The organism is Rhodococcus sp. 06-156-4 (genome assembly GCF_002259345.1).
Lineage (GTDB): Bacteria > Actinomycetota > Actinomycetes > Mycobacteriales > Mycobacteriaceae > Rhodococcoides > Rhodococcoides fascians_E.
Genome location: NZ_NPGB01000039.1, coordinates 184,307 through 198,742 on the forward strand (window position 1 = coordinate 184,307; position 14,436 = coordinate 198,742).

The 14,436-nt window shown below is 66.4% G+C and carries 12 protein-coding genes; 8 read left to right on the forward strand and 4 right to left on the reverse strand.

The genetic code is table 11. The features are described from left to right. Nucleotides 1-205: 205 nt before the first annotated feature. On the forward strand, nucleotides 206-1,426 hold the full coding sequence (locus CH290_RS29625; RefSeq protein WP_019665456.1) for an AI-2E family transporter: 1,221 nt from the start codon (nucleotides 206-208) through the stop codon (nucleotides 1,424-1,426). Here CH290_RS29625 and CH290_RS29630 read toward each other — a convergent pair. Both CH290_RS29630 and CH290_RS29635 read right to left on the reverse strand, forming a co-directional pair. Next, entirely contained in the window at nucleotides 1,405-4,407 is a 3,003-nt protein-coding gene (locus CH290_RS29630) for an AAA family ATPase (protein WP_020112636.1), read from the reverse strand. The genes CH290_RS29625 and CH290_RS29630 overlap by 22 nt on opposite strands. Next, the gene (locus CH290_RS29635) at nucleotides 4,404-5,600 is read right to left on the reverse strand and encodes a metallophosphoesterase family protein (RefSeq protein WP_020112637.1); all 1,197 of its coding nucleotides are present in this window, start codon (nucleotides 5,598-5,600) and stop codon (nucleotides 4,404-4,406) included. The genes CH290_RS29630 and CH290_RS29635 overlap by 4 nt, the downstream gene beginning before the upstream one ends. Nucleotides 5,601-5,813: 213 nt before the next feature. Here CH290_RS29635 and CH290_RS29640 point away from each other — a divergent pair, with 213 nt between their 5' ends. Both CH290_RS29640 and CH290_RS29645 read left to right on the forward strand, forming a co-directional pair. Beyond that, complete coding sequence (locus CH290_RS29640) at nucleotides 5,814-6,980, forward strand: DNA recombination protein RmuC (RefSeq protein ID WP_033190242.1); 1,167 nt, start codon at nucleotides 5,814-5,816, stop codon at nucleotides 6,978-6,980. A gap of 20 nt (nucleotides 6,981-7,000) precedes the next feature. Next, a complete protein-coding gene (locus tag CH290_RS29645; RefSeq protein ID WP_176460159.1) occupies nucleotides 7,001-7,987 on the forward strand; it encodes a DUF6542 domain-containing protein in 987 nt (328 codons plus the stop codon). A 31-nt stretch (nucleotides 7,988-8,018) separates the two neighbouring features. On the opposite strand, the gene CH290_RS29650 is transcribed toward CH290_RS29645, so the two are convergent. Beyond that, on the reverse strand, nucleotides 8,019-9,029 hold the full coding sequence (locus CH290_RS29650) for a 4-hydroxy-3-methylbut-2-enyl diphosphate reductase (RefSeq protein ID WP_019665461.1): 1,011 nt from the start codon (nucleotides 9,027-9,029) through the stop codon (nucleotides 8,019-8,021). A 91-nt stretch (nucleotides 9,030-9,120) separates the two neighbouring features. Here CH290_RS29650 and CH290_RS29655 point away from each other — a divergent pair, with 91 nt between their 5' ends. The 3 genes from CH290_RS29655 to CH290_RS29665 are packed head-to-tail and all read left to right on the forward strand — an operon-like array spanning nucleotide 9,121 to nucleotide 11,151. Next, entirely contained in the window at nucleotides 9,121-9,702 is a 582-nt protein-coding gene (locus CH290_RS29655; protein ID WP_020112640.1) for a lipid droplet-associated protein, read from the forward strand. Then, nucleotides 9,699-10,919 carry an exodeoxyribonuclease VII large subunit gene (xseA, locus tag CH290_RS29660; RefSeq protein WP_033190205.1) on the forward strand — a complete coding sequence of 407 codons (1,221 nt, stop codon included), beginning with the start codon at nucleotides 9,699-9,701 and terminating at the stop codon, nucleotides 10,917-10,919. Before CH290_RS29655 ends, xseA begins: the two co-directional genes overlap by 4 nt. A 10-nt stretch (nucleotides 10,920-10,929) precedes the next feature. Next, a complete protein-coding gene (locus tag CH290_RS29665) occupies nucleotides 10,930-11,151 on the forward strand; it encodes an exodeoxyribonuclease VII small subunit (protein WP_019665464.1) in 222 nt (73 codons plus the stop codon). Here the strand turns inward: CH290_RS29665 and CH290_RS29670 are convergent. Further along, nucleotides 11,148-11,717, reverse strand: coding sequence for a DUF4245 domain-containing protein (locus CH290_RS29670; RefSeq protein ID WP_020112642.1), 570 nt, complete (start codon nucleotides 11,715-11,717; stop codon nucleotides 11,148-11,150). The genes CH290_RS29665 and CH290_RS29670 overlap by 4 nt on opposite strands. A 157-nt stretch (nucleotides 11,718-11,874) precedes the next feature. Here CH290_RS29670 and glpX point away from each other — a divergent pair, with 157 nt between their 5' ends. Continuing rightward, entirely contained in the window at nucleotides 11,875-12,915 is a 1,041-nt protein-coding gene (gene glpX / locus CH290_RS29675) for a class II fructose-bisphosphatase (protein WP_026347852.1), read from the forward strand. A gap of 80 nt (nucleotides 12,916-12,995) precedes the next feature. Further along, nucleotides 12,996-14,399 (forward strand): class II fumarate hydratase, encoded by a 1,404-nt coding sequence (locus CH290_RS29680; protein WP_019665467.1) that lies wholly within the window; start codon nucleotides 12,996-12,998, stop codon nucleotides 14,397-14,399. The last annotated feature ends 37 nt before the right edge of the window (nucleotides 14,400-14,436 follow it).

The window sequence follows — 14,436 nt, forward strand, 5'->3', positions numbered from 1 at the left end:
GCCTGCGGAATGACCAGGGAAGCAGGAGTGGAGCCTGCGGAATGACCGGTGAAGGCAGGAGTGGAGCCTGCGGAATGACCAGGGGAGGCAGGAGTGGAGCCTGCGGAATGACCAGGGGAGCGGGAGTGGAGTCATGAAACGTTAAGGTCACTCGAGTGGATCGAACGATGCACCGAGCGGCGGGGCGACGGAAGGAACGTGCAGCGTGACGGACAAGACAGCGCCCGAAGTGAAACCGGGGCGTGATCGTGGCGACCTCATCGGTGTCGGCGGAATCTGGTTGGCGAAATGGTCGCTGATCCTGGTGTCCGTCTCGGCGGGTGCCTGGGTTCTCGGCTGGCTCATCTCGGCGTTGTGGGTGGTGATCCTGCCGGCTCTGCTCGCGATCATCGTCGCGACGGTCCTGTGGCCACCGACCAAATGGATGATGCGCGTCGGGCTGCCTCCGGCGTTGTCCGCGACTGCCGCACTCGTCGTGTTCTTCCTCGTCATCGGCGGCATCATCACGTTGATCGTGCCGTCGGTGGTGGACTCGGCACCCGAACTCGCGGACAAGGCGACCGACGGCGTCGCGCAGGTTCAGGATTGGCTCAAGGGCCCGCCGGTCAACTTGCAGGACGAGCAGATCGACAACGCCGTGTCGGCGATCACCTCGCGACTGCAGGACAGTGGCACCGCGATCGCCTCGGGCGTGTTCACCGGCGTCTCCGCTGCGGGTTCGATTCTCGTCACGCTCGCGTTGGTGCTCGTTCTGTCGTTCTTCTTCGTCAAGGACGGCGTCCGGTTCATTCCGTGGCTGCACGGAATCGCCGGCGGCCGCGCTGGTCGCCACCTCGCCGAGGTCCTCGCGCGTATGTGGGCGACGCTCGGCGGCTTCATCCGCACTCAGGCCATCGTGAGTCTGATCGACGCCTTCTTCATCGGCCTCGGCTTGGTCATTCTGGGCGTGCCGCTGGCCCTGGTGCTGGCGACGTTGACGTTCCTGGGTGGCTTCATCCCGATCGTCGGTGCGTTCGTCGCAGGTGCGTTGGCCGTGTTGGTCGCGCTCGTCGCGAACGGGCCGACTACGGCACTCATCGTGCTCGTCATCATCATCGCGGTGCAGCAACTGGAAGGTAATGTGCTGCAACCGATTCTGCAGAGCCGCAGCATGAACCTGCATCCCGCGATCGTTCTGTTGGCGGTCACCGGCGGTGGTTCCGTCTTCGGCATCATCGGCGCGTTCCTGGCTGTCCCCGCAGCAGCCGTGGCAGCTGTGCTGATCCGCTACGTGTCGGAACAGATCGACAGGCACTCCAACGAATCAGACCGAGTGGAGCTCGAGGAACAGGCTCCGGACACGGAGGATCTCGTCACCGACGAGGACGGTGTCAACAAGGATTCCAAGGAGAAGAAACAGAAGGATCAGGACGCCGCGAAGAGCTGAAGCCTCGATCCCTCTCGCTCACGAATGACGTGCAGGCGCGTCGGGATGCGTTGACGCATCTCGTCGACGTGGCTGACAATGCCCACCACCCGGCCGCCTGCACGTAGTTCGTCCAGAACTCCCATCACCGATTCCAGGGTGTCGGCGTCCAGCGTGCCGAAGCCCTCGTCGATGAACATGGTGTCCAGGACGACACCGCCGCTCTCCGCTGCGACGACGTCGGCAAGGCCGAGTGCCAAAGCCAGCGAGGCCAGAAACGATTCACCCCCGGACAGAGTCTTCGCCGAGCGCACGGCACCGGTGTAGTCGTCGCGGATGTCGAGACCGAGCCCACCGCGTCGACCCCGCGATTCTGCCTCGTCGGAGTGGACGAAATCGTATCGGCCCGAGGACATTCGACGCAGTCTCGCCGACGCGGATTCCGCGACCTCCTCCAACCGCGACGCCAACACGTACGACCGGAGGGACATCTTCCGCGAGTTCTGACCGCGTCCGGCCACTACGTCGGCGAGTGCCGCGAGTTCGTCGTGCTTGGTCTGCATGGGCGCAGCACGGTCGATGGCCGCCCACAAGCCTGCCGTCAACTCCTCCAACTGTTCGGCCCGCCGCTTGCACTCGGCGTGCTCGGCAACGGCAGCATGCAAGCGTACTTGCGCGTCCTCGACGGCGACCCGCGCCGCCGCGGTGTCGACGGGGTCGAGGTTCGCGACGGCCGCGATCGCGGGTTCGGCGAGCACTTGCTCGGCGTGGGCGCGGATGTCGTTGGCTTGCGCGAGCTGCTTTTCGATGGACTGCGCCCGCGCCGGAGACACCACGGCGGCCGCAGCCTCGCGGGCAGTCGAGAAGCCCGACTCCGCGATCAGCGCATCCAGCCTTCGAGTCACGTCCTCCATGTCGAGGAGCGCGCGCGAAGCCTCCTCTCGCCGCTCGACGACGACGGACGACAGTGAGATGAGCGTCTCCAGCCGCTTCACCTCGGCGTCGATTCCCTCCGTCCCGTCGACGGCTGCGGCAATCGTGGCTCTCATCTGCGCCACGTCGTCGGCCATCTGCGCGGCCCGCGCACTCAATCCTGCTGCCGCGGCCTGCTCATCGGCTATCGCGGCGGCGAGTCTCTGATCCTCGCCGCGCAGGTGCGTCAGCCGTGCGTCCAGGCTCTCTCGTTGCTCCGCGGCCGTCCGTGCGGATCGGAGCGCTACGGAGACCTTGTCCAGGGAAGCGACCAACTCTGCGCTGTCACGGTCTCCCGATTGCTGAACCAGCACGTCGCGGGTACGCAGCAGGGCGGTGACCTCCTCCGCCTTCTTCTCGGCGATGGTTCCCGCCCGACGCTCGCTGGCTGCGGCGTCCGCCTCGTCGTCCTTGGTGACGGTCGACTCCTCGGCGCGGGTCGGCGCGGGATGCGACAGTGACCCACACACTCCGCACGGCGCACCGTCGACCAGGCTCGACGCCAACTCGGCGGCCATTCCGGACAGCCGTTGCTCGCGCAGGTCCAGGGTGTGAGCGCGCGCATCGTTGAACGACGCGACCGCTACGTGATGCGCCTTCTCCGCAGCAACGAGCCGCTTCCGAGTCTTCGCGAGTTCGATCGCTGCTTCCACGGCGCTCGTGATACGAGACCACTCTGCCTCGAGCGCAGGCACTTCGGCAGCCGCGTGCACGGCCGCGCGCAACGACGATTCGGCCTGAGCGATCTGCTCGGGCAGGACGTTGCGATCGGCGCGGTGAGCGCTCGACTTCTTCTCGACGGCTGCGTGCTCGGCCAGAAGAGACCGAGCCGATCTGTCCGCTGCGTCGGCCTTGCGCGTCAGCACACGAAGCTCTTCGAAGGCCGCGACCTCCGTCGTCCACTGCCGTACTGCTGCCGCGACGACGGCCCGGGCCTCGGGCGTGTCCGAGGCGTCGGGCGACCGATCCACCGCCAGGGCGTCGAGCACGACGGTCGATCCTTCGGTGCGCTCGAACAGCGTTCGGACGGAGTCGAATTCCCGCGTCGCGGCCTCGCTCGCCGAGGTGATACGCGCGCAGTCCGCGGCAAGAGCTGCGATGGGGCCTGCCGCTGCGGATTGCTCCAGTTCCTTGGCGAGTGCGTCCCTCGCGGACGCGGCGGCGTGGAATTCCGCCAGCTGCTGCCGGGCCAGCTCTCTGCGTGTCTGCAGTTGCCGAGTTGCGTCCAGTGCCGCGAGTTCTTTGGTTGCCGACTCGGACACCTCACGGGCGAGGGCCAGCGTGCGCGCAGCGTCCACCGATGCGTGCCGCGCCGATTCGAGAACGTCGCCCGCCCACTCCACCGGCGGTCGATCCAGCTCCTCCGCCACGCCCGACGCCGTGGAAATCTGCCCCAGTAGTTTGTCCGTTGCAATCCGGCTCGATTCGAGAGCCGCGGCGCTGGTACGACGTTGCTCCGCGAACCATTCCTCGATGTCACCGAACCGTGCCGTGTCGAACAATCGCTCGAGCAAGTTGCCGCGCTCGTCGCTGTCCGCCCGGAGGAACCGGGCGAACTCACCCTGGGGAAGCAACACCACCTGGAAGAACTGATCCGCACTCATACCAAGAGCCGCGCCGACGGCGTCGCCGATCTCGTCCAGCCGCGTCAAGTTCTGACTCTTGCCGTCCAGCCACGTCATCGACGCCTTGGCGTTCTGCTTCGTGGTGCCCGTTCCGCGCTTCTTCGGGCGGTGGAACTCCGGGCTGCGAACGATGCGAATCCGCCTGCCGCCCAACGTCGCTTCCAATGTGACCGTGGGGACGGCGCCGATCTCCGCGTGATCGGACAGCAGACGCTTGCCTTCTTTCCTGGCACCGGGCACCGTCCCGTACAGGGCGAACGCAACGGCGTCGAGCACAGTGGTCTTGCCGGCGCCGGTACGACCGTGCAGCAGAAAAAGCCCGTCTGCTCCGAGAGCGTCGAAATCCACTTTCTCCGTACCGGCGAACGGCCCGAATGCAGTGATCTCCAGAGAATGCAGCCTCACGCGGACTTCCCGAACAGCTCGTACTGGCCGGTCGCCTCGTCGGCTGTGACCTCGTCTCGCTGAACGCTGGCCAGGGCGCGTTCGAGCAAGCGGATCTCCGACGCACTGGGCGCGCTGCGCATGTCCGTCACGAACGAGGCCATGATCTCGCTGTCGGTCCGGCCGCGCACGCGGTCACGGTAGCGAACAGTGGAATCGTCTGCGGGACGCTTCCATTCGAGGTGAATTGCATGGGGAAACCTCGTCTGCAAGGAACGCATCGCGTCGACCGGCCGTACGGCGTCGGTCAGCACGGCAGAGACGTAATGATCCTCGGCCTCGGTGAAGCGATCGTCGGTGAGCAGTTCCTCGACCGTCCCCTGGACCTGGCTCAGTCCGCGAACGATGGGAAGGTCCACGCGTTCGACGTCGGCGAGACCCTGAGCGTCGAGATCGAGAATCCAGACGGCCTTACGGTGGCTGCGCTCGCCGAACGAATACGGCAGCGGCGACCCGGAGTAGCGGACCCGGTCCGTCAGAGTCTGCGGAGAATGCAGGTGACCCAGCGCCACGTAGTCCACACCGTCGAACGCCGATGCCGGCGCCGTCTCCACCCCGCCGACGGAGATCGACCGTTCCGAGCCGGTTGCTTCCCCGCCGACGACGAACGCGTGCGCCAGTACGACCGACCGCACCGCATCACCGTTGCTGCGTCTCTGCTCCAGGTCTGCCGTCACTCGACTCATCGCGGCCTCGAGCACCTCGGCGTGGCTACGTGCGCCCGGAATGTCGAGCTCGCCGCGGGTGGTCTCCGGCTCGAGATACGGGATGCCGTAGAACGCGACGGGGCCGAACCGGTCCTCGAGCAGCACCGGTGTGCCCACCTCGGACACGCGGGTCATCAGATGCAACCCGCCTGCAGCGGCGAACGCGGACCCAGCGCCCAGGCGTGCAGGCGAATCGTGGTTGCCCGACGTCGCGACGATGACCGCACCCGCGGCACGGATGGCCTCGAGCCCGCGGTTGCACACGAGCACAGCGTCGGCGCTGGGCACCGCCCTGTCGTAGATGTCGCCCGGCACGACGACGACGTCCACAGTGCGCTCGGCAACCAGATCTGCAATGGCGCTCAACGCAGCAGCCTGGTCGGCAAGCAGATCGGTGCCGTGAAACGTGCGGCCGATGTGCCAGTCCGACGTGTGCAGGATCCTCATGGAACAAGACGCTAACTTCACCTACCGACAAACTCCGTGACGTGGCGCGGCCTGTCGGCGGGAGTGGAGCCTGCGGAACGACCCGGGGGGCGGGAGTGGAGCGTCCGGCGGAACTGTGTGCCGCAATCGTCGGACTGCGGAACGACCTACAGGGTCGGGAGTGGAGCCTGCGGAACGGCGGGTGTGTCGGTGCCCTCGTGCATCATCGGCGTCATGAACGCTCTGACTGCCCTCGGGATGATGCTGGCGCTGCTCGTCGGGGCCGCCATCGGGTGGCTGCTGCACGCGTCCCGCACCGGTAATCGCGCGGTTCGAGCCGAAGCGCAGTTGGCCGCGTTGCGGGACAACGAGGCGCTTCTTCGTCGGTCTCTCGCTGCCGTGAACGAGGACTCGGCACGCAGACACTCGGGAGCCATCGGCCAGCAGGTCTCGCATCTCGTCGAGCCGTTGCACGACGCTGTCGACGCGTTGACCGAGCACGTTCGCCAGGTCGAACACAGTCGTATCCGCGCCTACGCGGGGCTCAGCGAGCAGGTGACAGGTATGCACCGTGCGTCGGTGCAGCTGTCGACCCAGACTTCGCAGTTGGTCACTGCGCTGCGGGCTCCGCAGATTCGCGGCCGGTGGGGTGAGATGCAGCTGGAGCGTGTGGTCGAGCTGGCGGGCATGGTCAAACACTGCGACTTCGACACGCAGGTCTCCAAGGACGGGATTCGTCCGGACATGATCGTCAGGCTCGCCGGTGGTCGGCAGATCGTCGTGGACGCCAAGGTTCCGTTCGCCGCCTACCTCGACGCAGCGCAGGAGGAGGACCCGGAGCGGCGCGGCAAAGCGATGACGCGTCACGCACGCCACCTCAGGACCCACGTCGATCAGTTGGCGGCCAAGGAGTACTGGCGTTCGTTCGAGCCGACGCCGGAGTTCGTCGTTCTGTTCGTTCCCGGAGACCCGTTCCTCGACGCAGCGTTGACATCCGATTCGTCGCTTCTGGAGTACGCCTTCACCCGGAACGTGATACTTGCCACCCCGACCACTTTGGTCGCGCTGCTGCGGACGGTGGCGTACACGTGGAAGCAGGAATCACTCGCCGAGGACGCTGCTCGTATCCAGCAGCTCGGACGCGAGCTGTACACCCGGCTCGGCGTCGTGTCCTCGCACCTCGACAAGCTCGGATCGCATCTCGGCAAGGCCGTCGACTCCTTCAACTCGACGGTGTCCTCGGTGGACGCACGTGTAGGCGTCACCGCCCGCAAGCTTCACGAACTGGAACTGTTCGACGCGGACGTCGTGGACGTGAAGCGGATCGATCAACGCCCGAGAACGTCCGATTCGTCGCACTCTCGGGGGCAGTTCGGTCATGTCAGCGACGCGGTGGGGTGAACAGCCGCTAACCTCGAGGGGTGTCTACCTCCCAACGTGCCCGTTCCGGGGTACCGCTGGATCAACGTTCAGCTCTCGCTTCCGTGCCCGGCGTCCCTGCTTGGGGGGCAGTGGCCATCGCCGTCGGCGCGACGTTTCTCGGTGTCGCCATCGATGCTGCACGCGGATCGGAACTGACGTCGGCTTTCGCGTCCTTCTACATCGTCGGCACCGTCGCTGCCGTCGTGCTGGTGCGCTACCGCGGGTTGTTCACCGCGATGGTGCAAGCACCGCTGATTCTGTTCGTCGCTGTGCCGCTCTCGTATCAGTTCATGATCGAGAACGCAGGGACGAGCCTGCGCGACATTCTGCTGAACGTCGCGATTCCGCTGGTCAACCGGTTCCCGCTGATGCTGCTCGGCACGGTACTTGCCCTTGCGGTCGGCGGGGCACGCATCTTCCTGAAGAAGCAGGCGAGCCACGCACCGGCAGGCGCTGCCAAACGAACCATCCGTGACCGAGCGCAGGAAACCCGCCAGCGCGCCCGTGACAACCGTCAGACGGCACAAGACAACCGCCGGGCGGCCCAGGACAGTCGTCGGACGTCCCGAGACGGCGGCCAGCGGACGCAGACCAGAGCTGCCGAGCGCCGGGGCGCCGACACTCGCGCTGCCCACGGCCGCGGCGAAGCCGTGACCGCGACACGTGCCGATGCAGGCGAGGGTCGCAGGAGCCGTCGCGAACGCGTCGACCCTCTGCTCGATCGGCCGGCCGCTGATCCGTACCGGCCTGCGCGGACCGAACAGCCTGCTGCAGATCCCGCGCGCCGACCCGTCCCCAGGTCACAGCCCCCGCGGGTTCCTCGGCCACCCGAGGTGGACCCGTACTCGGCCCCTCGCGCTGCCACACCGAGGCCGGCAGCTACACCCAGACCGACTCCGACACCCCGACCCGCTTCGCAAGGCGGCGCGCACATCCCGCCGCATCCCGTACCGCAGGTGCGCTACCGCGATCGCGGAGACGCCTGAGGCGTCGCGATCGGGGCTGACCGGAACCGGCTCAGGCCTTCGCCGGGCGCAGCTCGCGGGGAAGGGAGAACACCAAGGTTTCGTTGGCCGTGGTGACCGGTTGAACATCCCCGAAGCCGTGCTCGGCGAGCAATTCGATGACGCCCTGCACCAGGATCTCCGGCACCGACGCGCCCGAGGTGATGCCCACGGTGGTGATGCCGTCCAACCAGGCGGTGTCCACCTCCTTGGCGTAGTCGACGAGGTAGCTGGCGCGAGCGCCTGCCGTCAGTGCGACCTCGACGAGGCGCACCGAGTTGGACGAGTTCTTCGATCCCACCACGATGACGAGGTCGCACTCGGGTGCCATCGCCTTGACGGCGACCTGACGGTTCTGCGTCGCGTAGCAGATGTCGTCGCTCGGCGGATCCTGCAGCGTCGGGAACTTCTCGCGCAGGCGAGCAACCGTCATCATCGTTTCGTCGACACTGAGCGTCGTCTGGGACAGCCAGATCACCTTGTTCTCGTCGCGCACGGTGACGTTGTCGACCGAGTCGGGGCCGTCGACGAGCTGAACGTGGTCCGGAGCCTCGCCTGCTGTGCCCTCGACCTCTTCGTGTCCTTCGTGACCGATCAGCAGAATGTCGTAGTCGTCACGGGCGAAGCGCTTGGCTTCCTGATGCACCTTCGTCACCAGCGGGCAGGTGGCGTCGATGGTGCGGAGCTGGCGCTCGGCCGCCGATGCGTGCACAGCCGGGGACACCCCGTGCGCGGAGAAGACGAGCAGAGAGCCCTCGGGAACTTCGTCGGTCTCCTCGACGAAGACGGCGCCGCGGTCCGCCAACGTCTCCACGACGTGCCTGTTGTGCACTATCTCCTTGCGGACGTAGACGGGCGCACCGTGCTTCTCCAGCGCTTTCTCCACCGTCTCGACGGCGCGGTCCACCCCAGCGCAGTAGCCGCGTGGCTCTGCGAGGAGGACTCGTTTGGCACCGGAGTACGCAGGTGCGCCGTCGCCGGACGGACGTGCGATACCGAGATTCAAGGGAACAGCCGAAGACATGTCCCCAAGGATACGTGCCCGGCTCGGCTTCACCGGCCGAGCACAGCATGTCGGCTACCCAAACACTCGGAATTCAGGCACTCTGGTGCGCATGACTCGTGTTCCGTTCGCCGCACGCGTAGCTGCCGGTGTGGCCGTGACGGTCGTCGAAGAAGCTCGCAAACTCCCCAGTACTGCGATCACGCTTCCGATGACCGTCGTCAGCGAAGTTCTGGCGAGCACGATGCGCTTTCAGCAGCAAGTGACGGCGCTGGCCATCAAGGGCGATCAGGCGATCTCGTCGCTTCCGCTCATCGGGACACCGGATCAGGAGCAGCCGTCCTGGGCGGTGTTCGAGGACGACGTTCCCGGGGCCACCGACGGTGACGTCGACATCCCCGATCACGACGATGTCGCCGGCGAGCCGGTCGCTGCGTCAGGGCGCTTCGCGCTGTACTCGACGCCTCCGGAGGAGATCCAGAAAGACGACGTGCCGACGGTCGCAGCCGACCGTCCGGAAATCGTCGAGATGGTGGATTACGACACCCTCGCCCTCGCTCAGCTGCGTGCCCGGCTGCGGTCGCTGTCTCTCGCGGACCTCGAGGCCCTGCGTGAGTACGAGGATGCGTCGCTGCGCCGCGCTCCGTTTCTGACCATGCTCGACAATCGAATCACCACCGCGAAGGCCAAGTGACCGCAAGTACTGCAGAGGAGCCGTGGCCTGTCCGAACCGTCGCCATGAAGGTGGCGGGATGGATCGACAAGCTCGGCAGCGTATGGGTCGAAGGTCAGCTGACGCAGATCAACGCTCGGCCGGGTACACGCACTGCATTTCTCGTTCTTCGTGATCCGTCCGCGGACATGTCGCTGTCGGTGACGTGTTCGCCTCAGTTGCTCGACCGCTCCCCCGTCCCGCTCACCGAGGGCGCGCGGGTGATCCTGTACGGCAAGTTGTCGTTCTACACGGGCCGTGGAACCATTTCGTTGCGCGCCACCGACATTCGTGCCGTCGGCGTCGGCGAACTGCTGGCACGCATCGAACGCCTGCGGGCCCTTCTCGCCGCCGAGGGACTGTTCGATCCTCGCCTCAAGCGCCCGTTGCCGTTCCTCCCCCGCACCATCGGACTGGTCACGGCCCGCGCGTCGGCAGCCGAGAAGGACGTTCTCACTGTCGCCCGACGGCGTTGGCCCGCAGTGCACTTCGAGGTTCGCCACACCCCGGTCCAAGGGCCGACCGCAGTACCGGCGGTCCTCGACGCACTCTCCGACCTCGACGGCAATGTCGACGTCATCATCCTCGCTCGCGGCGGCGGCAGCGTCGAAGACCTCCTGCCGTTCTCGGACGAGGCCCTGTGCCGTGCCATCTCGAAGGCCACGACCCCGATCGTCAGCGCCATCGGACACGAACCCGACAGCCCGCTCAGCGACCACGTCGCCGATCTCCGCGCCGCAACACCGACCGACGCGGCCAAGCTGGTGGTTCCCGACGCCGTCGCCGAACAGAATCTGATCGCCGAGCTGCGCTCCAGAACAGCTGCTGCACTGCGCAACTGGGTCCAACGCGAAGCACGTGCGCTCGAGATGATCCGACACCGGCCCGCACTGGCCGACCCCGTCGCGGGCATCGACCGGCGCAGCGAAGAGATCACCAGACTCGTCGACGCAGGGAGGCGCGACGTCCTGCGCGAGTTGGCGAAGCAGGAGACTCTCGTCGAACATCTGCGGGCACGTCTGCAGACGCTCGGGCCCGCAGCGACGCTGGCGAGGGGTTATGCCGTCGTCCAGCGCGTGGTGGCGGGCACCGATCCAGAGGTGTTGAGGTCGGTGGACGACGCCCCTCCGGGTACCCAGATCCGAGTACGAGTGGCCGACGGCGCAGTCACCGCCGCGGTCATGGGCAAAGTCAAATGAGAGGAACACCATGAGCGAGGAAACACCGGTCACCGAACTCGGCTACGAAGCAGCCCGCGACGAACTGGTCGACGTGGTGAAGGTCCTGGAGCAGGGCGGACTGGATCTCGACGCCTCGCTTGCGCTGTGGGAGCGCGGCGAACAGTTGGCCACCCGGTGCGAGGAACACCTTGCCGGTGCACGCAAGCGCGTCGAGAACGCACTCGCGCACATCGAGGAAGAAGAGAACTAGGGAGTGAGCGGCTCGGCGCTCGTCGTTGCGGCGGCAAGCGTCGTGAATTCCTCGGTGCTGCCGCTACCGGTCACCAACAATCGGACGTCACCCAGATCGGTGACCCATACCGCCTCGCTTCCCTCCTGGTCGTAGACGATCCACTCCGCACCGTCGATCGATTCGGTGCCCGACGCGTAGCGCGCCTCGCCGACGGCGAACGGAACGAGGACCTCCTCGCTCGCGCTGGACTGCGTCAACTTGATGTAGCGACCAGCGTCGGAGATGAAACCGACGTTGCTGACGTCGCCGCCCTGATCCCCCGCGATGGACTGGCGGCTGCCGGAGTTCGGAGTCCACCCTTCAGGCACCCGAGGGTTGCGGACCGGGAAGTTCAGCTCGGAGGCGTCGTACTGCAGGGCAGCGTCGACGTCGAAGTTCGGGATGGGGCCCTGCGTCGGTCCGCCGGGGCTGAGAGAGCACTGGGAGGCGATACCGGCGATCAGCAGACAGGCGATGACAAGCGGAATGAGGGACCACACCATGTCGCGGTTGTTGTTGAGGATCCGGGGTTTGCTGTTCGCCACGCCTCCAGTATCCCGCGAGAGCAGCCTGCGGAACGACCCAGGGTGTCCGCTGCATGCCAGCGCTCGGTCGGCGCATGCCCTAGCTCGCATGACGCGGCTCACGAATGAGATAATCGCGCCTGGGTAAGACCCCCATCTACCAGGAGGCTACAAACCGATGACGGCCAGCACCGAGTCCACTCGCGCCATGGCGCCAGATCGCAACCTCGCCCTCGAGCTCGTTCGTGTCACCGAGGCCGGTGCGCTCGCGTCGGGTCGCTGGGTGGGACGTGGCGACAAGGAAGGTGGCGACGGGGCCGCTGTCGACGCCATGCGTCAGCTGGTCAGTTCCGTCTCGATGCGCGGCGTCGTCGTCATCGGCGAAGGCGAGAAGGACGAAGCGCCGATGCTCTACAACGGCGAGCAGGTCGGTAACGGCAACGGTCCCGACGTCGACTTCGCCGTCGATCCCGTCGACGGAACCACGTTGATGGCCAAGGGCATGCCCAACGCGATCTCGGTGCTGGCTGTCGCCGAGCGCGGCGCGATGTTCGATCCGTCGGCGGTGTTCTACATGGAGAAGATCGCCGTCGGCCCCGAGTACGCCGATGTCGTCGATATCACTGCACCGGTCAAGGAGAACATCGCTCGGATCGCGAAGGTCAAGAAGGGCTCCGCATCCGACGTCACGGTGTGCATCCTGGACCGTCCGCGCCACGCCGAACTGATCCAGCAGGTCCGCGACGCCGGCTCCCGCATCCGCCTCATCTCCGACGGTGACGTCGCGGGCGCCATCGCCGCAGCACGACCCGATTCCGGCACCGATCTGCTCATCGGTATCGGCGGAACTCCCGAGGGCATCATCGCCGCCGCCGCGATGCGGTGCATGGACGGCGCCCTGCAGGGACGCCTCGCCCCGACCGACGACGCCGAGCGACAGAAGGCCATCGACGCAGGTCACGACCTCGATCGCGTGCTGAACACCCGCGACCTGGTCTCCGGCGAGAACGTCTTCTTCACTGCCACCGGCGTCACCGACGGCGACCTTCTGCGCGGCGTCCGCTACGCAGGCGGGGGTGCACACACCCAGTCCATCGTGATGCGCTCCAAGTCCGGCACCGTGCGCATGATCGACGCCTACCACCGCCTCGAAAAGCTACGCGAATACAGTTCCGTCGACTTCGACGGCGACGAATCAGGGCAAGCTCCGTCGTTCTGATCCGGGTCGTTCCCGCAGGCTCCACTCCCGGCCCAGGGCGCGCTCACCCCTCCGCAACTTCAACTGGCAAAGTAAGGCTCATGACGCAGACAGACGAACAGCAGTACCGGATCGAGCACGACACCATGGGAGAGGTTCGCGTCCCCGTCGACGCGCTGTGGCGTGCACAGACGCAGCGCGCGGTGGAGAACTTCCCCATCTCCTTCCGCCCCCTCGAGCGCACTCAGATCCGCGCAATGGGCTTGCTGAAGGCTGCTTGCGCACAGGTCAACAAGGACCTCGGGCTGCTCGACGGCACCCTCGCCGACGCCATCATCTCCGCGGCAACCGAGATCGCCGACGGCAAGCACGACGATCAGTTCCCCATCGACGTCTTCCAGACCGGTTCCGGCACCAGCTCCAACATGAACGCCAACGAGGTCATCGCGTCCATCGCCAAGGCCAACGGTGTCGAGGTTCACCCCAACGACCACGTCAACATGTCGCAGAGCTCCAACGACACCTTCCCGACGGCCACGCACGTCGCCGCCACCGAGGCAGCCGTCACCTCACTGGTGCCTGCGCTGAAGCACCTGCACGAGGCACTGGCCGCCAAGGCGACCGAGTGGAAGACCGTCGTGAAGTCCGGCCGCACGCACCTCATGGACGCCGTGCCGGTCACGCTCGGTCAGGAATTCGGCGGCTACGCCCGTCAGATCGAAGCAGGCATCGAGCGCGTCGAGGCCACCCTTCCCCGCCTGGGCGAGCTGCCCATCGGCGGCACCGCCGTCGGCACCGGTCTCAACGCACCCGACGGCTTCGGCCCCAAAGTTGTTGCCGAACTGGTGAAGTCGACCGGAATCGACGCCCTGACCGCCGCGAAGGACTCCTTCGAGGCACAGGCAGCACGCGACGGCCTCGTCGAGGCATCGGGCGCACTGCGCACCATCGCCGTGTCGCTGACCAAGATCGCCAACGACGTCCGCTGGATGGGCTCGGGACCACTCACCGGCCTCGGCGAAATCGCCCTCCCCGACCTGCAGCCCGGTAGCTCCATCATGCCCGGCAAGGTCAATCCCGTTCTGCCCGAGGCAGTCACGCAGGTCGCCGCACAGGTCATCGGCAACGACGCCGCCGTCGCATTCGGCGGTGCATCGGGTGCCTTCGAGCTCAACGTCTACATCCCGATGATGGCGCGCAACGTCCTCGAGTCGTTCAAGCTACTCGCCAACGTCTCGGTCCTCTTCGCGGACAAGTGCATCGTCGGCCTCGAAGCCAACGTCGACCACCTCAAGACCCTCGCCGAGTCCTCGCCGTCCATCGTGACGCCGCTGAACTCCGCAATCGGCTACGAGGAAGCAGCCGCCGTCGCCAAGCAGGCTCTGAAGGAGAAGAAGACCATCCGTCAGACCGTCATCGACCGCGGGCTCATCGGCGACAAGCTCAGCGAGGAAGAACTCGACAAGCGTCTCGACGTCCTCGCCATGGCAAAGGTCAAGGACTAGTTTCGTCCGCTCCCTTCCGGCATGAGTGTGCCACCGC